The following is an 18716-nucleotide window of genomic DNA, read 5'->3' as shown; positions in this document are numbered from 1 at the left end:
ACGAGGGAGTCGACATGATCATCCGCACCCCGATGGCGGCCACCGCCGAAGGTCCCGTCGCCGCCATGTACGACAGCGACATCGCCGAGGACGGCTTCGTCTTCGCCCACACCCAGGCGATGGCCGTGAACCCGGAGGCCTACGCGGCCTTCGAGGCCCTCGTCCACGCGGTGGTGCCGTCGATCGGCGTCCGCGTGTACGAGGCGGCCACGCTCGGCGCCGCCCGCGCGATCGGGTCGCCGCACTGCCTCCTGGCGCACGGACGCCGCGCGGTGCGCATCGGCCAGGTCGACGAGACCGGGCTCGCCGCGTTCGGCGAGGGCGACGACAGCGCCTTCGACCCGGCGGAGCAGGCGGTGATCCGGTACGCCGAGCGGCTCTCCCGCGAGCCGGAGGCCATGACCGACGCCGACTCGCAGCGCCTGCGCGACGCGGGGTTCTCCGACCGGCAGATCGTCGACATCACCCTCGCCGCGGCGGCGCGCAACTACTTCAGCCGGGCGCTGCAGGCCCTCGCTGTGCCGGTGGATCCGATGCCGGGGTTGAGCGTCGCGGTCACCGAAGCCCTGACCGGTGGCACCGCGGCGAGGCGGACCGATGGCTCTGCACCGCCAGCCGATCGATAGGCCGCTCCCCTAGCGTGGACGGATGCTCAGACGACTCCTCGCCCGCGTGTTCTGGGCGTTCAGCCGCTGGACGCTCGCCGGCGGCCGCGCGCCGGACCGCCCCACCGTGCTGATCGGCGCCCCGCACACCTCCAACTGGGACTTCGTCCTGATGCTCGCCATCGCCTGGCGGCTCGGCATCGACGTGCACTGGCTGGGCAAGAAGAGCCTGTTCCACGGCTGGCGCGGCCCGATCATGCGACGCCTCGGCGGCATCCCCGTGGATCGCGCCGACCCAGCGAGGGTCGTGGGCGAGGTGGTCGCGCAGGTGCACGCCGGGACCGTGTTCGGCCTGGTGGTGACGCCCGACGGCACCCGCGGCGGGAACGCGTACTGGAAGTCGGGCTTCTACCGCATCGCACGGGAGACCGGCATGCCCGTGACCCTGGGTTTCGTGGACCGCGCGACCATGACGACCGGGCTCGGCCCCACGATGGAGCTGACCGGCGACGTCTCCGCCGACATGGACCGCATCCGCGCGTTCTACGCCGACAAGCACGGCGTCCGTCCCGAGCGGCGGACCGAGCCGCGGCTGCGCGAGGAGACCGAGAGCGCCTGACCGCCCCGGGTCTCCCGCGCGCTCACTCGTCGTCCGGCGCGTGCCTCCGCGCGTACGCGAGGTCGTCCTCGGACAGCGTCTCGATCATGCCGACCACGGCGCCCGTGATCTCCCGGATCTCCTCGCGCACATCCTCGTCCAGGTGCCGGGAGCCGCTGCCGATGACCGCACGGCGCGCGTCGTCGGACAGCTCCGGCCACCACTCGTCGATCGGGGGAAGCGTCATTTCGAGTCCTTTCGAGAGGGGGCGGCGAGCCGGGGCGCAACCTTCTGGACACGACCGGAGCCGCGCCACGAGACTGAGGCTATGACAGCAGATGCACGCCGTGGCCCGGACGATCGGGATGACCGCGACGACGGCCGTGACGAGACCCCGAACGAGCGCGCCGACCGCAACTGGGATGAGCTGCTGCAGGAGCTGCGGGTGATGCAGACCGGCACGCAGATCCTCACCGGGTTCCTGCTCGCCGTGGCGTTCCAGCCGCGCTTCACCGACATGGACGAGCTGCAGCGCGATCTGTACGTGGTGCTGGTGGCCCTGGCCGCGATCGCGACCATCCTCGCCCTCGCTCCGGTCGGCATGCACCGGGCGCTGTTCGGCACCCGGCAGAAGCCGGAGCTCGTCCGTATCGCGGCGCGCATCGTGAAGGTGGACCTGGTGGTGATCGGTGCGCTCACGATCGGTGTCACGACGCTCATCGTCGACTTCACCGTGAACCGCACCGCCGGACTCGTCGCGCTGATCGCGGCGCTCGTGCTGGTCACGGGACTGTGGATGGCGCTGCCGGGATTCCTGCGTCGCGCGCGTGCGAGGGCTCGCGCCGACACCTGATCGCCGCCGCCGCGCGCGGGTGCGCGACGGCGACGGCGATGGCTCTCCACTCCGGTCCTCAGCGGCCGGCGGGGCTGCGGTTCTCGGCGCTCACCATCCAGGCGAACTGCTCCAGGCGCTCGATCACGGCGTGCAGCAGATCGGCCGAGGTGGGGTCCTCCTCGTCCACGTCATCGTGCACCCCGCGCAGCGTGGCCACCGTCGCCTCGAGCCGCTCGGTCACGAGGTCGATCGTCTCGGTGGTCGAGACCTCGCCGGTGGGGAACTCGGGCAGCGTGGTGGTCTTCGCGATGGTGGCGCTGCGACCGTCCGGCACCGCGTGCAGCGCGCGCATCCGCTCCGCGATGGTGTCGCTGAACGTGCGCGCGTCCTCGATGATCTCGTCGAGCTGGCGGTGCGTGTCGCGGAAGTTCCTGCCCACGACGTTCCAGTGCGCCTGCTTGCCCTGCAGCGAGAGCTCGATCAGGTCGACGAGCACCGCCTGCAGGTTCGCGGCGAGCGTGGGCGAAGCGGTGAACCCCTTCTCCGCGTTCTGCTGCCGGGTGGTCTTGGCCCGCGTGCTCGCGCCGCTCTTCGCGCCGCCGGTCTTCTTCGTCTTGGTGTCTGCCATGGTGTGACCTCCTGCCGCGACCGTAGCCGCCCGCGCCTGGCCGGATCGAGGGGGTTGACACTCGCCGGGCTCACGGTCGAACGTGGCGGAGTCCCCCGGACGCAGAGAGAGGCGGAACCGTGACCAGCACCGAACAGAACGAGGGCCCCGAGATCGTGATCTCGCCTATCAGCGACGCCGACGCGGGCGAGGTGCTGACCGTCCAGCGCGCGGCCTTCGTGTCGGAAGCGGCGATCTACGGCAGCGTGGACATGCCGCCGCTGACCCAGACGCTCGCGGAGCTGGAGGCCGAGCTGCGGTCCGAGTCCGGTTTCACGGCTCGCATCGACGGACGGCTGGTCGGCGCGATCCGGTACGTCGAGAAGGACGACCTGCTGCTCATCGGGCGCATCGCCATCGCGCCCGACATGCAGGGCGAGGGCATCGGCCGCCGGTTGCTGGAAGCCGCGGAGCAGGCGTCGCGGGCACCGGTCGCCGAGCTGTTCACGGGGAGCCTCAGCGAGGCGAACATCCGGCTGTACGAGTCGTGCGGCTACGTCGAGCACGAGCGCGTGCCCGACGGGGACGGCACCGCGCAGGTGTTCCTGCGCAAGCGGCTGCGAGAGTAAACGCGAGGCTCGGATGACGCAAGGGGGTGGAGGCTCGCGGCGGTGACGGGGATCGTGGAAGCACGTGTCGCGACCGCGGCACGACCCGACCGGAAAGGAGAGCTTCGTGCTCACCCTCACCGACAACGCCACCGCCATCGTCTCGACCCTCGTGAGTCGACAGAACGACGCGCCGGACGCGGGTCTGCGGATCCACTCCGCCCCGGCTCAGGATGACGCAGGGGCGGCGCACCTCGCCGTCGCCGTGACGGCCGACCCGGAACCGGCGGATCAGGTGGTGGAGATCCAGGGAACGCGCCTGTTCCTCGACGATGCGGCCGCGGCCGCTCTCGACGACAAGATCCTCGACGCGGGAGTCGACGACGAGGGCTCCGTCTCCTTCGCGGTGCTCCCGCAGGTCGCCTGACCCACGGACTCCGGATGCCGCGGCCGACTCGGTCGCGGCATCCGTGCGTTCAGTCCCAGTCGAGGTACTCCTCCAGCACCACGGCGGTCTCGATCGGGTGCGTCATGGGGAAGAGGTGGCCTCCGCCGTCGATCCGCTTGATGCTCGCACGCTCGGGAGCGGCGGCCTGCAGGCGCTCGGCGTTCGCCTCCGGGGTGTCCGTGTCGTCGGTCCCCTGGATCAGCAGCACCGGGATCACCGGAGCCAGCGGAACCTCCACGTCCTCCACCCCCAGCAGCGCCAGCCCGTTCACCCGGTCGGGGTGCGCGACGGCGAAGGAGCGGGCGACCGTGCCTCCGAAGCCGTGTCCGCCGATCCAGGTGTCTTCGAGGCCCACGTGGTCGATCACGGCGAGCGCGTCCGCCACGCGGTCGTCGAGCGAGGCGTCGACGCCGTCCGCGCGGTGGCCGATGCGCAGCACGTGGAATCCGGCCTCCTCGGCGAGGTAGTGCCCCACGACGCCGAGCACGTCGGCGGCCAGGTCGCGCTCCTGGATGAGCACCAGCTTGACGGGTCCGTCGCCCTCGTCCACGAAGGGGATGGCGCGGCCGTCTGGCTCGAAGATCTGGGTGTCGGTCATCGGCGTCGGTCTCCTCGTGCCGTCGGTGTCAGGAACGCAGGCGGTCGTCCACGCCGGGCTCCTGCGACCCGCGCCGCGGCCGAGACCGCCTGCGTCCAGCGTAGCCCGCCGGGGGCCGCGCCTCCTCCTCGCGACCCCCGGCGGAGTCATCGTGGGCGCCCCAGTTCACGCCACAGGTGAGCGAGCGTCGCGGCACCGGCCACGAACATCCGCAGGTCGAGGCTCTCGTCGCTCGCGTGCCAGTGGTCCTCGGGAAGACCCGTGCCGAGGAAGTGCACGGGAGCGTCGAGGTGTCGCGACAGCCAGTCGGCCGGGCCTCCCCCGGCGTTGCCCATGCGACCCTGCACCGGGATGCCGAATCCGCGGCCGAGGGCCCGTTCGAGCGCGTCAGTCACCTCGCCAGGGGGCGAGACGTACGGCTCCTGGGCGATGTCCTCGTCGACCTCGAGCGTGTAGGTCGCCCCGTCGGGCATCACGGCGGCCACGTGGGAGCGGAGCAGGTCCGCGATGTCCGGGATGCGCTGGTCGGGCACGGTCCGCACGCTGAGCGATGCCGTGGCCTCGCGCGGGATGACCGATCGCTCGATGCCGTCCGGATCGCCGGCGAGCAGCGAGATGACCTCGATCGCCGGACGCGTCCACAGACGCTCCAGCGGCGTGAACCCGTCCTCGCCGACGATCGCCCGGGTCTCGGTGCGCGTGATCCAGTCCTGCTCGTCGAACGGCAGGGCGGCGAACTCCGCCCTGCGCTCGGCGGAGGTCTCGGCGACGCGGTCATGGAAGCCGGGGATCGCGATGCGCCCGTCCGGGTGATGCAGTCCGCCGAGCACGCGGGACAGCACGAGCGCCGGGTTGAGCGTGACCCCGGACGCGACACCGCTGTGCACGTCGCGCTCCGGTCCCCTGATCGTGAGCGTCGCCGTCAGGGTGCCGCGCATCGAGGTCACCGGGGCGGGGGCATCCACCCGCCACTGGATCGTGTCGGAGAAGACGACGAGATCGCAGGCGAAGCGCTCCGGCTCCTCGTCGAGCAGACGGCGGAGGTTCGGCGATCCGATCTCCTCCTCCCCGTCGATCAGCAGCTTGAGGTTCACGCGCGGGAGCGCGCCGTCGACAGCGGCAGCGGCGCGCAGCGCCCAGACGTGCGCGAGCACCTGTCCCTTCGCGTCCGACGCCCCGCGGCCGTACAGTCGTCCGTCGCGGCGCACGGGGGTGAACGGCGCGGTCTCGCTCCACTCCTCCGGTTTGGCGTGGCGTACGTCGTGGTGGCTGTAGACCAGCACGGTGGGAGCCCCAGGGACGGGCGCGCTCTCGCCGTACACCGTCACGGACTCGCCGACCGGAAGGAGGGTCGTGCGCAGTCCCGCGTCGCGCAGCTCCCCCGCGATCCATCGGGCGGAGCGCTCCATGTCCTGCCGCCTGTCAGGGTCCGCCGACACCGAGGGAATCGCGACCCAGGCGGAGAGCCGGTCGACGATCTCATCGAGGTTCGCGCGCAGGAAGCCAGCGATCGGGTCCGTGTTCTCCTGAGAATCCTCCGCCATGCGACCACCCTGGTCTGCACCACGGGGCGGGGACCAGGGGTTGACGGCGGGGGCGAGCACCGGCTATCCGCTCGCCGTCGCCCGAGGCGCGAGCGCGGGGGGCCGTCGTCTACCCGACGCGCCGGGCTCGGCGCAACTCCCTCGTCCCCGTGAGGACCCCGCGCTAGCGTCGCAGCTCCCGGTCCTCGGCAGAAGGAAACGCCATGCTCCACGTCGGCCCCGCCCCGCACCTCCCCGAACGGCCCCGCCGTCCGCGAGACGTCCGGACCGCACGGGCATGACGGCGGCGTTCCGCGTCGAACCGTGGTCGGTGAGCGTCACGGGAGTGGATGTCGAGCATCTGGCGCAGGAGGAGTCGGTGTTCGGACTCTCCAACGGGCACGTCGGCTGGCGCGGCAACCTCGACGAGGGCGACCCGCGCGGGGTCGCCGGCAGCTACCTCAACGGGGTCTTCGAGGACCATCCGATGCCGTACGCCGAGGACGGCTATGGTTATCCGGAGACCGGGCAGAGCGTGATCAACGTGCCCAACGGGCAGCTCATCCGTCTGCTCGTGGACGATGAGCCGTTCGATGTGGAGCACGGCACGGTGCACCGGCATGAGCGGCGCCTCGATCTGCGGGACGGGACGCTGCACCGCGAGCTGGAGTGGGAGTCGGCGGAGGGTCGGCGCGTGCAGGTCGCGTCCACCCGGCTCGTCTCGCTGCGACACCGCTCGCTCGCCGCTGTCCGGTATCGCGTGACGGCCCTGGAGCCCGTGGCCGTCACAGTCCTGCCGGAGGTGCTGGCGAACGAGCCGCTGCCGTCGCCGCACGCCGATCCCCGTGTGCAGGAGCTGCTCTCCCGCCCGCTCCAGGCCGTGGACTCCGCGGTGCTGGGGTCGCGCGCCACGCTGCTGCACCGCACCAGGCGCAGCGGCATCCACGTGGCGGTGAGCACCGATCACACGGTTTCCTCGACCGCCACCACCGCGCCCACGGTCACCGTGGAGGCCGACCGCGACCTGGCGCGCACCCGCGTCCACGTGGCGCTGGCGGCGGGCGAGGAGCTCGAGGTCGTGAAGTTCGTGGGCCACGAGTGGTCGGACTCGCTCTCGCCGCAGACGCTCCGCGACCGCGCGGACGAGGCCGTCGAGGAGGCCGTGCGCCTCGGATGGGAGGCGGTGGCGACGGGACAGCGCGAGGCGCTCGACGCGTACTGGGAGTGCGGCGACGTGCGGGTCGATGGCGACCCCCGCCTGCAGCAGGGCGTGCGGTACGCGCTCTTCCAGGTGTTCCAGGCGGCGGCGCGTGCCGAGGTGCGCTCCGTGCCGGGCAAGGGGCTCACGGGCTCCGGGTACGAGGGGCACACGTTCTGGGACTTCGAGGCGTTCGTGCTCCCCGTGCTCACCTCGACCGCGCCCGACGCGGCCCTGCAGGCGCTGCGCTGGCGGTACGCGACGCTCGATCACGCCCGCGAACGCGCGCGCACTCTGCACCTGGACGGGGCGACCTTCGCCTGGCGCACGATCGACGGACGCGAGAGCTCCGGCTACTGGCCGGCCAGCACGGCGGCGTTCCACATCAACGCGGCGGTGGCCGGCGCCGTGATGCAGTACGTCAGGGCGACGGGAGACCGCGACTTCGAGCGCGACGCCGGCGCGGAGATCCTGATCGAGACCGCGCGGCTGTGGCTGTCGCTCGGCCGCTGGGACGACGACGGCGGCTTCCATCTCGACGGGGTCACCGGCCCTGACGAGTACTCCGCGATCGTCGACGACAACACCTACACGAACCTGGCGGCGCGACGGAACCTGCGCGGTGCGGTGGCCGCGGCCCGACGCCACATCGAGGTCGCGGAGCGGCTCGGGGTCGACGACGCCGAGGTCTCGCGCTGGAACGACGCCGCTGACGCGATGACGGTGCCGTTCGACGAGCGGCGCCGCGTGCACGAGCAGTTCGCGGGGTCGACGCGGCATGCCGTGTGGGACTTCGACGCCACGCGACCCGAGCAGTACCCGCTGCACAGTCACTTCCCGTACTTCGACCTGTACCGCAAGCAGGTCGCGAAGCAGGCCGACCTGGTGCTCGCGCTGTACACGGAGCACGAGGAGTTCACGCGGGAGGAGAAGGCCAGGGCGTTCGCGTACTACGAGGCCCTCACGGTGCGCGACTCCTCACTCTCGGCCATGGCGCAGGCGGTGATCGCGGCGGAGCTCTGGCACCTCGACCTCGCCGCGGCGTACCTCGCGGAGCTCGCCGCGCTCGACCTCGACGACCTCCACGGCAACACCGCCGAGGGGTTGCACATCGCGGCGCTCGCGGGCATCTGGACCGGTATCACCGCGGGCTACGGGGGCATGCGCGACAGCGACGCCGGCCTCTCGTTCCACCCCCGGCTCCCCCGCAACATCACGCGGCTCGGGTTCGGGGTGCGCCTGCACGGGTGCATCCTGCATGTCGACATCACGCCCGACGACACGACCTACCGCCTGAGCGCGGGCGACCCCGTCACGGTGCGGCACGCGGGCCGAGCGGTGCAGCTCATCGCGGGCGAGCCCGTGACCCTGCCCACGCCGCCACCGGAGTCCCCGCTCACCCCCGAGCCGTCGCAGCCGCGCTGGCGAGAGCCCGGCGAAGCGCGCGAGGAGGGGTGAGCCCGCGCGCGCGACCTCGTGTCAGGCCGAGCTTTCGTCGCTGAGCTCGTCGAGCACGAGCTCGCCCCGGGCGTTCAGGCGCTCCATCATGCGCTCGAGCCGCGCCGGGTCGATCTTCGGCGGCGGCTCCTCGTCGAACTCCAGGACCAGCGGGATGCTCGGGTGCATCCACGCCGAGAGGCGCCCGGGATGCTTCTTCCCCGAGGGCCACGTCATCATGAAGCTCTCCTGACGGCGGAGCTTCGTCGAGATCACGATCTTCAGATGCACCAGGACGTCGTCGTCGACCTCGATCGGCGGCCGCGAGCTGTTGTACTCCAGCTTTCCCATGATCGAACTCTAAGCGTTCCCAGGAACACCGACGACCACTTCTCGCATCAGTTGTTGAAGCGGAATTCCACGACGTCGCCGTCCTGCGCAGGTCGTTCCGCTTCCAGACTGCGCTCATACGCCATATCTTTGACTGATGGCTCCCTCAACCCGCAAGATATTCTCCGTCGGACGCCGGATGCTGGTCTTTGTCGCGGTTGGGTTCGCGTGCGGTGCGCTAGTGGGCGTCCTGGTCGTGCTTGCCTGGTTGCCAGGAGCGATGGTGACCTATTCGGAGAATCCCCAGTTCGTTGATCCTCGAACGTCGGGCGTTGCATGGAGCGCCGCGTTTGCGGTTGTCGGCGGAGCACTTGGATCGCTCGTCGGACTGGGCGCGGGGGTCATTCGTACCGCCATGGATTCGGAGGATGTAAACACCCCGTTGGCGCACTCTTGAACCGACGACCGCATCGTCGCCTGCCCTTGAATGACGTCGTCTAGCGGCTTACTTCGACCCGCCAGATGTGTTTCCGATACGGAACTCCACGACGTCGCCGTCCTGCATGACGTAGTCCTTGCCCTCCAGCCGGGCCTTGCCCTTCGCGCGGGCCTCCTGCACGGAGCCGGTGGCGACGAGGTCGTCGAACGACACGATCTCGGCCTTGATGAAGCCCTTCTCGAAGTCGGTGTGGATCACGCCGGCGGCCTGCGGGGCCTTCCATCCCTTGCCGATCGTCCACGCCCGCGCTTCCTTCGGTCCGGCGGTGAGGTACGTCTGCAGCCCGAGGGTGTCGAAGCCGATGCGTGCGAGCTGGTCGAGGCCGGACTCCTCCTGGCCCGTCGAGGCGAGCAGCTCGGCCGCGTCCTCCGGGTCCAGGTCCTTCAGTTCCGACTCGATCTTGGCGTCGAGGAAGATCGCCTGCGCGGGCGCGACCAGGGCCGCGAGCTCCGCCTTGCGCACGTCGTCGGTGAGCACCGCTTCGTCGACGTTGAACACGAAGATGACCGGCTTGACGGTCAGCAGGCCGAGCTCGCGGATCGGCGCGAGGTCGAGGCCGCTCGTGGACAGCAGCACGCCGCGCTCCAGCGCGTCCTTCGCCGCCTGCGCCGCTTCGAGGACGGACGGGTCGATCTTCTTCCCGCGCACCTCCTTCTCGTACCGGGTGATCGCCTTCTCGACGGTCTGCAGGTCGGCGAGCATGAGCTCGGCGTTGATGGTCTCCATGTCGGACGCCGGGTTCACCGCACCGTCGACGTGAACCACGTCGTCGTCGGAGAAGCCGCGCACGACCTGGGCGATCGCGTCCGCCTCGCGGATGTTCGCCAGGAACTGGTTGCCCAGCCCCTCTCCCTCGCTGGCCCCGCGCACGATGCCCGCGATGTCGACGAACGACACGGCCGCGGGGAGGATGCGCTCGCTGCCGAAGATCTCGGCGAGCTTCTCGAGCCGCGGGTCGGGCAGGTTCACCACGCCGACGTTGGGCTCGATCGTCGCGAACGGGTAGTTCGCCGCGAGCACGTCGTTCTTGGTGAGGGCGTTGAAGAGGGTGGACTTGCCGACGTTGGGCAGGCCGACGATACCGATAGTGAGAGCCACGGGGTACGAGTCTACCTGCGGGCCGTGATGCTGCCGCGCGGGGTCAGTCGCGCACGGCGCGGAACGCCTTCGTCACGTACGGCAGCTCGATCGTGGCGTCGTCGTGCAATCCCAGCTCGTCGAACAGGGCGTCCATGTCGCGGCGGATGCGCGCCTTCTCCGCGTGGTCGGCCGTGATGACGTAACTGCGCGACGACGCCATGCGGTGCATCACCTCGCGCGTCACCGGACGCACCCACTCCCAGCGCTCCTGCTCCACACCGCCGAACGGCGCGGCCACCACGGGGTCGCCCGCGGCGAGCATGATCTCGGCGTTGCTGCCGTGCATGATGTCGGTCAGGCGACGCACCCAGTCCACGCGCTCGTCGCGGAGGTTCCAGACCAGCCCGAGCACCCCTCCGGGGCGGACGACGCGGCCGATCTCCGCGGAGGCCGCGACCGGATCGACCCAGTGCCACGCCTGTCCCAGCACGACCGCGTCGAGACTCGCGTCCGGCAGCGGGAGGCGCTCGGCCGTGCCGACGAAGGTGGGCACCCCGGGCACCGCGTCGCGCAGGGCGGCGAGCATCGCGGGATCCGGATCCACCGCGACGACCTCCGTGCCCTCCCCCGCGACGAGGGCACGGGTGAGCTTGCCGGTGCCCGCGCCGACGTCGGCGATACGGCGGGCTCCTGCCGCCGCGCGGTCGAGCATCCACGCGACCGCCTCGAACGGGTATTCGGGGCGACCGACCTCGTAGCTGCCCGCCTGGCCGCCGAAGGAGGTCGCCTGCTCGTCGCTCATGTGGCCAGCCTACGGCGAGTCTGCGACCCGACGTCGGAGGCCCGGGAGAGAGTGAAGACGTGCCACTGGACTTCACTGCGATCGACTTCGAGACCGCGAACTCCAGCCCGGCCTCCGCCTGCGCCGTCGGACTCGTCCGCGTGCGCGGCGGCGAGGTCGTCGCCACCGCGGGCTGGCTCATCCAGCCGCCGCCCGGTCACGACGAGTTCATGGAGTGGAACGTCCGCATCCACGGCATCCGGCCGGAGCACGTCGCGACGGCCTCCTCCTGGGCGGATCAGTTCGACCGTCTGTGCGCCTTCGCCGGTGCCGACGTGCTCGTGGCGCACAACGCCGGATTCGACCTCAACGTGCTGCGCCGTGCGGCGGAGGCCACGGGTCAGATCTGCCCGCCCTACCGCTCGCTGTGCAGCCTCCAGGTGGCCCGCAAGACCTACCAGCTCGACTCGTACCGGCTCCCGCTCGCCGCGGCCGCCGCCGGGTACGACGAGTTCTCCCATCACGATGCCCTCGCCGACGCGCGGGCGTGCGCGCACATCGTGGTCGACGCCGCTCGGCGCGCCGCGGCCGCCGACGTCTTCGCCCTCGCCGACGCCCTGAGCCTGCGTGTGACCGAGCCCGCCCTCCCCGTCCTGGAGCGCGCGGTCGCCTGAGACCGCTCAGCGGTGCCTCCCGACGAATGTCCGACCCCGGGGGCACGATGGGCCCATGGATGCGCTGACGATCGTTCTGCTCCTCGTGGCCGTGGCCTCGGGCGTCGCCCTGGGCTGGTTCCTGCGCGCGAGTCGGGGCGCCGCCGACCTCGCCCGTACCCAGGCCGAGCTCGCGGCCGCCCGTGACGACCGCGACCGGCAGTACGACCTGTATCGCGACGCGGTCGAGCACGGCCGCGCGGAGCAGCGCGCCGAGGCGCTGCGTGTGCAGCAGCAGAACGCCGTGCTGCAGGCGCTCGCCCCGGTGCGCGAGAGTCTGCAGCAGATGCAGTCCAAGGTCGCGGCCATCGAGCACGAGCGGCACGAGCAGTTCGGCACCCTCGCGGAGCAGCTGCGGCGTGCGCAGGAGTCCGACGAGGCCCTGCGCGCGACCACGGAGTCGCTCGCCGGAGCGCTGAAGTCGACCGCGACGCGCGGGGTGTGGGGCGAAGCACAGCTGCGCCGGGTGGTGGAGGCCGCCGGGCTCACGCGCCACGTCGACTTCGATCTGCAGACCACGATCTCCTCGGACCGCGGGCAGGGGCGCCCCGACATGGTCGTGCGGCTCGCCGGCGGCACGTCGATCGCGGTCGACGCGAAGGTTCCGCTCGACGCCTACCTCGAGGCCTCGGCGCTGCCCGTTGGCGACGCGCACGAGGCGCAGCGTCGCGCACACCTCCAGAAGCACGTGAAGGCCGTGCGCGCACACGTCGACGCCCTGGCGAAGAAGGCGTACTGGTCGGGCCTCGACGCGAGTCCCGAGTTCGTGATCTGCTTCCTGCCGAGCGAGTCGCTGCTCGCGACGGCCATCGACGAAGACCCGACGCTGCTCGACTACGCCTTCAGCCGCCGTGTGGCCCTCGCCTCCCCCGTCAACCTGTGGGCCGTGCTGAAGACCGTCGCCTACACGTGGACGCAGCAGGAGGTGTCGACCGAAGCACGTCGTCTGCTGACCCTGGGCACGCAGCTGTACGAGCGCCTCGGCACGCTCGCCGGTCATGCCGACGATCTGCGCCGGGCGCTCGAGCGCACGGTCGACAGCTACAACCGGTTCGCGGGGTCCCTCGAGTCGCGTGTGCTCGTGACGGCGCGGCAGTTCCCCGGAGTGGACGCGTCCGCGCTCAGCGCTCCGCCCGTCGTCACAGCGGACGGTCGTCGCTTCACCGCGGCGGAGCTGATCGGCACCGGTGGGGCCGGGCCGACCGTCGATGCCGCGCCGACCTCCGAAGCCGCGGCGGCGGTCGAACCCGCATTCACGGCCGTGCCGGTGGACAGCGGCGTGTCACGCACGGCCTCCGGAGCAGCGGAGCCCGCGGCACCGCCGGGCGAGACCCCGGACCTCCTGGACGGCCTCAGGGCCGACGTCGGCGAGGTGCGACGACGCCTGGATGAGGCGCAGACGTCCCGCCACGAATGAGCCGGAACGGCCAGGACGAGGACGCGTCAGGCGACGCCGGGCACGCCGCTGAGCAGCAGGATGACGAGGCCGCTTGTGGCGAGGAAGGCGCCGATCATCCACCAGGCGCTGATCTCGTGGCCCTCGTCACGTCGAACGCGGAACAGCACGTCGGCCCGACGAGCCGGGTCAACCTGCGGTTTCGCGGGGGCGGCCGGTGTGGTCACGGCGGCCTCGGCATCGGCGCTCACCCGGAGGATGCGTCCCGTGTTGGTGGTGATGATCTTGGTCGGTGCGGCGCTGGTCGAGCCACTCGTGTGCTGCGTTGTCATGCGTTCGCCCTCCTGTGCCTGCGGTGCCTGGCGGCTCCGTCGACGGCGACAAACCCAGTGACAATTGTGACACGACGCCTCGCGCGACCGGTGCCACGGTTCGCGCGCGCCGGTACCGGCTCGATAACGATGGCGTCGCCCGACACGGGCAGCCTTCGAGCTCAGAGCAGTCGATCAGCCGCGGAAGGAAATGTCACAGCCACTTCGACACGAGGTGCTCCGAGGCGATGCGGCGCAGTGTTCCCGAGGCCCCGCGCAGCACGACGCTCTCCGTGTAGACGTAGCCGCGCTCCCGGCGCACCCCCGCCACGAGCTGTCCGTCGGTGACGCCCGTCGCCACGAAGATCGTGTTGTTGCCGCGCACGAGGTCGTCCGCCTCGTACACCCTGTCCATGTCGAGTCCCGCGTCGATCCCGCGCTGGCGCTCGTCGTCGTCCCGCGGCCACAGCCGCCCCTGGATGTGACCGCCGAGGGCCTTGATCGCGCACGCGGTGACGATGCCCTCGGGGCTCCCGCCCACGCCCACGCACATGTCGGTGCGCGCATCGTGGCGGGCCGCGTTGATCCCGCCGGCCACATCGCCGTCGCTCATCAGCCGGGTGCCTGCGCCCGCGTCGCGGATGTCCTGGATCAGCTGCTCGTGCCGTGGACGGTTCAGCACCGACACCACGATCTCGTCGACCGGCTTGTCGAGCGCGCCCGCGAGCCGGCGGATGTTCTCGCCGATCGGGAGCCGGATGTCGACCACGCCCACGCCCGCCGGTCCCGTCACGAGCTTGTCCATGTAGAAGACGCTGGACGCGTCGAGCATCGTGTCGCGGTCGGACACCGCGATCACGGAGAGGGCGTTCTGTCGTCCGGCGGCGGTGAGGGACGTTCCGTCGATGGGGTCGACCGCGATGTCGCACAGCGGGCCCTGCCCGGTGCCCACGACCTCGCCGTTGAACAGCATCGGGGCGTTGTCCTTCTCCCCCTCGCCGATCACCACGCGGCCCTGGAAGTCGACCGTGCCGAGGAACGCGCGCATCGCGTCGACCGCGGCACCGTCGGCCGCCTCTTTCGCGCCGCGACCGATGAAGGGCACGGCGCGGATCGCTGCCGCCTCCGTCGCGCGGACGAGCTCCATCGCCAGGTTGCGGTCGGGACGGAGCGGGCTCAGGTCGGCAGTCAGACTCACCATGCGGCCAGCCTAGCTACGTGGGCGCGCGAACAGCCCTCCTTTCCGCCGGTATCTCGCGAAGGAATCGCACTTCTTAACAGCACGGCAGATCGTGCGCCGCCGAACGCTCCGCTCGCCTGCACGAGCCGGACAGGCGCCCCGATAGAGTGGCACCTGTCCCGGCTTCACCTACCGCAGGAGTTCTCATGCCCGTCGCCACCCCGGATCAGTACGCCGAAATGCTCGACCGCGCGAAGGCCGGCGGCTTCGCATACCCCGCGTTCAACGTGTCCAGCTCGCAGACCATCAACGCCGTCCTGCAGGGACTCACCGAGGCCGGCTCCGACGGCATCATCCAGGTCACCACGGGCGGTGCCGACTACTTCGCCGGTCACACGGTGAAGGCCCGCGCGACCGGCGCCCTCGCCTTCGCGCGCTACGCCACCGAGGTCGCCAAGAACTACCCGGTCACCGTCGCGCTGCACACCGACCACTGCCCGAAGGACGCCCTCGCCGGCTTCGTCGAGCCGCTGATCGCCGCCTCCGAGGAAGAGGTCAAGGCCGGCCGCAACCCGATCTTCCAGTCGCACATGTGGGACGGCTCGGCCGTGCCGCTGGCGGAGAACATCGAGATCGCCAAGGAGCTCCTCCCCCGCATGAAGGCGATCAACGCGATCCTCGAGGTCGAGATCGGCGTCGTCGGCGGCGAGGAGGACGGCGTCGCGCACGAGGGCTCGAACGAGGCGCTCTACACAACGTTCGGCGATGTCGACCAGGCCGTGCAGGCGCTGGGCCTCGGCGAGCAGGGCCGCTACATCGCCGCGCTCACGTTCGGCAACGTGCACGGCGTGTACAAGCCCGGCGGCGTGAAGCTGCGCCCCGAGCTGCTGGGCGAGATCCAGGCCGAGGTCGCCGCGAAGTACAACACCGGACCCAAGCCGCTCGACCTCGTCTTCCACGGCGGATCCGGCTCGACCGACGAGGAGATCGCGCTCGCGGTCGCCAACGGCGTCGTCAAGATGAACATCGACACCGACACCCAGTACGCCTACACCCGCGCGATCGCGGACTACATGTTCAAGAACTACGACGGCGTGCTGAAGGTCGACGGCGAGGTCGGCAATAAGAAGCAGTACGACCCCCGCGCCTGGGGCAAGATCGCCGAGTCGGCGATGGCCGCTCGCGTGGTCGAGTCGACGCGTCAGCTCGGTTCGCACGGTCAGTCGAAGAGCTGATCGCAGGATCACGAACGAAGGGGCCCGGCACTGTGCCGGGCCCCTTCTCGTTCACGGGAGATCAGCGGACGGTGCCGGCCGTCTGCTCCAGGTAGGCGAGGAAGGCCGGGTCGTTCATCATCGGCACGGCGAGGCACAGCGACACCACGATCACCGTCACGATCGCGCCGACGACCGGCAGCCACCACGTCAGGCGACCACGGCGGAGGCGCCGGATCGACAGCGCCGCCGTGATGCACCAGCCCAGGACCAGCACGATCGCCGCGATCGTCCCCCAGGGACGACCCATGGCGTAGTTGGTGAACTCCCCCTCGATCCCGAGGATCGACATGGTCTCGTTCATGACGCGGCCGATATCGAGGTAGGACAGTCCGGTCACCACGACGTTCACGAGGCCGTAGGCGAGCAGCGCGATGGTCACGATCCGGTCGACGGGCCGGCGGCGCGGGGCGTCCACCGCCGGGGCCGGCGCGTGTGCCGGGGCGGGGAACGCCGGAGCCGTGGGCGCCGGCACGGCCTCGTCGATGAGCGGCAGACCGCGGGCCAGGCGCTGCTCCTCCGGCGTCGCGATCTCACCGTAGCGCGGGCGCTGATCTGTCATGCCGCCATGCTAACGCGCGTGTCTCCGACCGGCTCCCAGCCGAAGACCTCCGGAGACGGTGGCGGCCCCGGAGAAGTGGGGACTCCTCGGGGGCCGCGGGAGAGGAGCACTGGGGACGCTCCTCATCCAGGTCGGTCGCCGGCGCTGGGGACGCCTCTGGCGATCGGCAGCGCTCTGTATCGCGCTGCTTCTTCCATGGTAGGAACCCGCGGCCGGAAGAACCAGGGGTCGGAATTCAGATAGTGAACTCGTCGCCCTGCCCGCTGCCGAGCGCGTCGGCCCCGAGCTGCAGCGACAGGTTGCGGGCGGAGCGCTGCAGGCGGGAGACGAGCCGGCGATCCACCACCGCCTGGTCCGCCGGCAGCGAGATCGCGAGCGAGGCCGTCACCCCGGGGGCGATCACCGGCACCGCCACGCACGTCGCGCCGATCGCGTACTCCTCCTGGTCGACAGCCCAGCCCGGCGACTGCTCCAGCTGGGTGAGCAGCGTCCGCCGGTCGCTGATGGTCCGCGGGGTGAGCTCCTCCAGGCGGTGACGCGACAGGTAGTCGCGACGCTCCTCGTCGGGCAGCTCGGCCAGGATCTGCTTGCCGAGGGCCGTGGCATGCGCGCTGGAGTGCAGCCCGACCCACAGCTCGACCCGGGGGTTGCGTTCCGCGTCGACGATGTCCACGAGATGCAGCTCGCCGTCCGCGAAGCGCGAGAGATAGGCCGTCGCGCCGAGGTCCTCGGTGACCGCCCGGAGCGCTGCGCGCACACGGGCCAGGAACACGCCGCGCGAGTCGCCCTGCTGCTGGAACGCCGGAAACCGGGTGCCGAGCACGAGGCCGTCGGGCTCCGCGCTCAGGTAGCCCTCGTGCACGAGCGTACGCACCAGGTTGTACGTGGTGCCGGGGGTGAGACCCGTGATCGCGGCTAGCATCTTGGGCGGCAGCGGTCGCGGGGAGTTCGCGACGATGTCGACGAGGCGGAGCGCGCGCTGCACCGACCCGATGAGGGTCGGCTCCGCCTCCGCCGCGCTCAACGCTACGCGCCTCCTCCGGCGGAGGCACGGCCTCCGAGGGCGCGGGCGTCGCGCTGGCCGGACGGGTCCTGGCGCAGCTCCTTCGGCAGGGAGAACATGAGGTCCTCCTCCGCGGTGCGCACCTCCTCGACGTCGCGGTACCCCGCGTGGCCGATCGCGTCGAGCACCTCGCGCACCAGCACCTCCGGCACCGAGGCGCCGCTGGTGACGCCGACGGTCTCGACGCCGTCGAGCCACTCCTGCTGGATCTCCTCGGCGTAGTCCACCCGGTACGCCGCCTTCGCCCCATACTCGAGCGCGACCTCGACCAGGCGCACACTGTTGGAGGAGTTGGCCGATCCGACCACGATCACCAGATCCGCGCCCGCCGCGACCTTCTTGATCGCGACCTGGCGGTTCTGAGTGGCGTAGCAGATGTCGTCGGACGGCGGGTTGTGCAGCTCGGGGAAGCGGGTGCGCAGACGATTGACGGTCTCCATCGTCTCGTCGACCGAGAGCGTCGTCTGCGACAGCCACACCACCTTCGACGGGTCCTTCACCTGGACGGTGTCGGCCTCCTCAGGAGAGTTGACGACCGTGACGTGGTCGGGGGCCTCGCCCGCGGTGCCCTCCACCTCCTCGTGCCCGTCGTGCCCGATCAGGAGGATCTCGAAGTCGTCGCGCGCGAACCGCACCGCCTCGCGGTGCACCTTCGTCACGAGCGGGCAGGTCGCGTCGATCGCGTGCAGTCCCCGGTCGGACGCGGCATTCACCACGGCGGGAGAGACCCCGTGCGCGCTGAAGACGACGTGGGCTCCCTCGGGCACCTCGTCGACCTCCTCGACGAAGATCGCCCCCTTCGCCTCGAGCTCGGTGACCACGTGGATGTTGTGCACGATCTGCTTGCGCACATAGACCGGGGCGCCGTAGCGCTCGAGGGCCTTCTCCACCGCCACCACCGCGCGGTCCACGCCGGCACAGTATCCGCGCGGCGCGGCGAGCAGCACGCGCTTGCGTCCTGGCACCGGGTTATCCTGAAGCCGCCCTGCCGCCGCACGCACGCGAGGAAGGCGGGGGACGGGAAGATGCACGGCTGTCGAGGTCACACCGGAATTCTATCGCCGTACAGC

Annotated in this window: 21 protein-coding genes; 9 read left to right on the top strand and 12 right to left on the bottom strand. The window is 71.0% G+C overall.

Going from position 1 to position 18716, the window contains the following annotated elements:
• Window positions 1-14 precede the first annotated feature (14 nt).
• Entirely contained in the window at window positions 15-626 is a 612-nt protein-coding gene (locus tag ACFV3I_RS07510) for a carboxymuconolactone decarboxylase family protein (protein ID WP_247638561.1), read from the top strand.
• Window positions 627-648: 22 nt separating this feature from the next.
• Entirely contained in the window at window positions 649-1224 is a 576-nt protein-coding gene (locus ACFV3I_RS07505) for a 1-acyl-sn-glycerol-3-phosphate acyltransferase (protein WP_136036939.1), read from the top strand.
• Between the two features lie 22 nt (window positions 1225-1246).
• On the opposite strand, the gene ACFV3I_RS07500 is transcribed toward ACFV3I_RS07505, so the two are convergent.
• On the bottom strand, window positions 1247-1450 hold the full coding sequence (locus ACFV3I_RS07500; protein ID WP_247638560.1) for a hypothetical protein: 204 nt from the start codon (window positions 1448-1450) through the stop codon (window positions 1247-1249).
• A gap of 81 nt (window positions 1451-1531) precedes the next feature.
• Between ACFV3I_RS07500 and ACFV3I_RS07495 the strand changes: the two genes are divergently transcribed.
• Window positions 1532-2056, top strand: a complete 525-nt coding sequence (locus tag ACFV3I_RS07495) for a DUF6328 family protein (RefSeq protein WP_136033509.1) — start codon at window positions 1532-1534, stop codon at window positions 2054-2056.
• Window positions 2057-2114: 58 nt separating this feature from the next.
• On the opposite strand, the gene ACFV3I_RS07490 is transcribed toward ACFV3I_RS07495, so the two are convergent.
• Complete coding sequence (locus ACFV3I_RS07490; protein ID WP_136033507.1) at window positions 2115-2666, bottom strand: Dps family protein; 552 nt, start codon at window positions 2664-2666, stop codon at window positions 2115-2117.
• Window positions 2667-2785: 119 nt separating this feature from the next.
• On the opposite strand from ACFV3I_RS07490, the gene ACFV3I_RS07485 reads away from it, so the two are divergent.
• Together ACFV3I_RS07485 and ACFV3I_RS07480 are read left to right on the top strand one after the other, a co-directional pair.
• A complete protein-coding gene (locus ACFV3I_RS07485) occupies window positions 2786-3274 on the top strand; it encodes a GNAT family N-acetyltransferase (RefSeq protein WP_205814405.1) in 489 nt (162 codons plus the stop codon).
• A gap of 106 nt (window positions 3275-3380) precedes the next feature.
• A complete protein-coding gene (locus ACFV3I_RS07480) occupies window positions 3381-3680 on the top strand; it encodes a Fe-S cluster assembly protein HesB (RefSeq protein ID WP_136033504.1) in 300 nt (99 codons plus the stop codon).
• A gap of 49 nt (window positions 3681-3729) precedes the next feature.
• Here the strand turns inward: ACFV3I_RS07480 and ACFV3I_RS07475 are convergent, their stop codons facing one another.
• Window positions 3730-4299, bottom strand: a complete 570-nt coding sequence (locus ACFV3I_RS07475; protein ID WP_136036941.1) for an alpha/beta fold hydrolase — start codon at window positions 4297-4299, stop codon at window positions 3730-3732.
• A gap of 146 nt (window positions 4300-4445) precedes the next feature.
• Window positions 4446-5843: a M20/M25/M40 family metallo-hydrolase gene (locus ACFV3I_RS07470; RefSeq protein ID WP_247638559.1), complete on the bottom strand. Its 1398-nt coding sequence runs from the start codon at window positions 5841-5843 to the stop codon at window positions 4446-4448.
• A gap of 277 nt (window positions 5844-6120) precedes the next feature.
• On the opposite strand from ACFV3I_RS07470, the gene ACFV3I_RS07465 reads away from it, so the two are divergent.
• Window positions 6121-8478, top strand: a complete 2358-nt coding sequence (locus ACFV3I_RS07465; RefSeq protein ID WP_378822653.1) for a glycoside hydrolase family 65 protein — start codon at window positions 6121-6123, stop codon at window positions 8476-8478.
• Between the two features lie 21 nt (window positions 8479-8499).
• Here the strand turns inward: ACFV3I_RS07465 and ACFV3I_RS07460 are convergent, their stop codons facing one another.
• The 3 genes from ACFV3I_RS07460 to ACFV3I_RS07450 form a co-directional block, all read right to left on the bottom strand.
• Window positions 8500-8808: a hypothetical protein gene (locus ACFV3I_RS07460; protein ID WP_136033498.1), complete on the bottom strand. Its 309-nt coding sequence runs from the start codon at window positions 8806-8808 to the stop codon at window positions 8500-8502.
• Window positions 8809-9292: 484 nt separating this feature from the next.
• Window positions 9293-10384, bottom strand: coding sequence for a redox-regulated ATPase YchF (gene ychF / locus ACFV3I_RS07455; RefSeq protein WP_247638557.1), 1092 nt, complete (start codon window positions 10382-10384; stop codon window positions 9293-9295).
• A gap of 43 nt (window positions 10385-10427) precedes the next feature.
• Window positions 10428-11168, bottom strand: coding sequence for a class I SAM-dependent methyltransferase (locus ACFV3I_RS07450; RefSeq protein ID WP_378803552.1), 741 nt, complete (start codon window positions 11166-11168; stop codon window positions 10428-10430).
• Window positions 11169-11227: 59 nt separating this feature from the next.
• Here ACFV3I_RS07450 and ACFV3I_RS07445 point away from each other — a divergent pair, with 59 nt between their 5' ends.
• Window positions 11228-11821 carry a 3'-5' exonuclease gene (locus tag ACFV3I_RS07445; protein ID WP_247638555.1) on the top strand — a complete coding sequence of 198 codons (594 nt, stop codon included), beginning with the start codon at window positions 11228-11230 and terminating at the stop codon, window positions 11819-11821.
• 55 nt (window positions 11822-11876) lie between these two features.
• Window positions 11877-13277 carry a DNA recombination protein RmuC gene (gene rmuC / locus ACFV3I_RS07440; protein WP_378822652.1) on the top strand — a complete coding sequence of 467 codons (1401 nt, stop codon included), beginning with the start codon at window positions 11877-11879 and terminating at the stop codon, window positions 13275-13277.
• A gap of 26 nt (window positions 13278-13303) precedes the next feature.
• Here rmuC and ACFV3I_RS07435 read toward each other — a convergent pair whose 3' ends face one another.
• Window positions 13304-13588, bottom strand: a complete 285-nt coding sequence (locus tag ACFV3I_RS07435; RefSeq protein WP_136033488.1) for a hypothetical protein — start codon at window positions 13586-13588, stop codon at window positions 13304-13306.
• A gap of 193 nt (window positions 13589-13781) precedes the next feature.
• Window positions 13782-14768 (bottom strand): class II fructose-bisphosphatase, encoded by a 987-nt coding sequence (gene glpX / locus ACFV3I_RS07430; RefSeq protein WP_136033486.1) that lies wholly within the window; start codon window positions 14766-14768, stop codon window positions 13782-13784.
• Window positions 14769-14953: 185 nt separating this feature from the next.
• Between glpX and fbaA the strand changes: the two genes are divergently transcribed.
• Window positions 14954-15982, top strand: coding sequence for a class II fructose-bisphosphate aldolase (fbaA, locus tag ACFV3I_RS07425; RefSeq protein WP_136033484.1), 1029 nt, complete (start codon window positions 14954-14956; stop codon window positions 15980-15982).
• 61 nt (window positions 15983-16043) lie between these two features.
• On the opposite strand, the gene ACFV3I_RS07420 is transcribed toward fbaA, so the two are convergent.
• The 3 genes from ACFV3I_RS07420 to ACFV3I_RS07410 form a co-directional block, all read right to left on the bottom strand.
• Window positions 16044-16583 (bottom strand): DUF6264 family protein, encoded by a 540-nt coding sequence (locus tag ACFV3I_RS07420; RefSeq protein ID WP_136044592.1) that lies wholly within the window; start codon window positions 16581-16583, stop codon window positions 16044-16046.
• A 235-nt stretch (window positions 16584-16818) separates the two neighbouring features.
• A complete protein-coding gene (locus ACFV3I_RS07415) occupies window positions 16819-17607 on the bottom strand; it encodes an IclR family transcriptional regulator (RefSeq protein ID WP_136033480.1) in 789 nt (262 codons plus the stop codon).
• 2 nt (window positions 17608-17609) lie between these two features.
• Window positions 17610-18692: a 4-hydroxy-3-methylbut-2-enyl diphosphate reductase gene (locus ACFV3I_RS07410; RefSeq protein ID WP_205814401.1), complete on the bottom strand. Its 1083-nt coding sequence runs from the start codon at window positions 18690-18692 to the stop codon at window positions 17610-17612.
• Between the last annotated feature and the right edge of the window lie 24 nt (window positions 18693-18716).

The sequence above is a fragment of the Microbacterium sp. NPDC059771 genome, assembly GCF_042732495.1.
GTDB lineage: Bacteria > Actinomycetota > Actinomycetes > Actinomycetales > Microbacteriaceae > Microbacterium > Microbacterium sufflavum.
This window is presented reverse-complemented; position numbering and strand designations above follow the sequence as displayed.

What these genes read in the sequence shown, in the direction of transcription:
- ACFV3I_RS07490 (WP_136033507.1), bottom strand. Translation starts at nt 2,666, where the DNA reads ATGGCAGACACCAAGACGAAGAAGACCGGCGGCGCGAAGAGCGGCGCG.
- ACFV3I_RS07450 (WP_378803552.1), bottom strand. Translation starts at nt 11,168, where the DNA reads ATGAGCGACGAGCAGGCGACCTCCTTCGGCGGCCAGGCGGGCAGCTAC.
- ACFV3I_RS07470 (WP_247638559.1), bottom strand. Translation starts at nt 5,843, where the DNA reads ATGGCGGAGGATTCTCAGGAGAACACGGACCCGATCGCTGGCTTCCTG.
- ACFV3I_RS07510 (WP_247638561.1), top strand. Translation starts at nt 15, where the DNA reads ATGATCATCCGCACCCCGATGGCGGCCACCGCCGAAGGTCCCGTCGCC.
- ACFV3I_RS07475 (WP_136036941.1), bottom strand. Translation starts at nt 4,299, where the DNA reads ATGACCGACACCCAGATCTTCGAGCCAGACGGCCGCGCCATCCCCTTC.
- ACFV3I_RS07500 (WP_247638560.1), bottom strand. Translation starts at nt 1,450, where the DNA reads ATGACGCTTCCCCCGATCGACGAGTGGTGGCCGGAGCTGTCCGACGAC.
- ACFV3I_RS07420 (WP_136044592.1), bottom strand. Translation starts at nt 16,583, where the DNA reads ATGACAGATCAGCGCCCGCGCTACGGTGAGATCGCGACGCCGGAGGAG.
- rmuC (WP_378822652.1), top strand. Translation starts at nt 11,877, where the DNA reads ATGGATGCGCTGACGATCGTTCTGCTCCTCGTGGCCGTGGCCTCGGGC.
- ACFV3I_RS07495 (WP_136033509.1), top strand. Translation starts at nt 1,532, where the DNA reads ATGACAGCAGATGCACGCCGTGGCCCGGACGATCGGGATGACCGCGAC.
- ACFV3I_RS07460 (WP_136033498.1), bottom strand. Translation starts at nt 8,808, where the DNA reads ATGGGAAAGCTGGAGTACAACAGCTCGCGGCCGCCGATCGAGGTCGAC.
- ACFV3I_RS07505 (WP_136036939.1), top strand. Translation starts at nt 649, where the DNA reads ATGCTCAGACGACTCCTCGCCCGCGTGTTCTGGGCGTTCAGCCGCTGG.
- fbaA (WP_136033484.1), top strand. Translation starts at nt 14,954, where the DNA reads ATGCCCGTCGCCACCCCGGATCAGTACGCCGAAATGCTCGACCGCGCG.
- ACFV3I_RS07465 (WP_378822653.1), top strand. Translation starts at nt 6,121, where the DNA reads ATGACGGCGGCGTTCCGCGTCGAACCGTGGTCGGTGAGCGTCACGGGA.
- ACFV3I_RS07435 (WP_136033488.1), bottom strand. Translation starts at nt 13,588, where the DNA reads ATGACAACGCAGCACACGAGTGGCTCGACCAGCGCCGCACCGACCAAG.
- glpX (WP_136033486.1), bottom strand. Translation starts at nt 14,768, where the DNA reads ATGGTGAGTCTGACTGCCGACCTGAGCCCGCTCCGTCCCGACCGCAAC.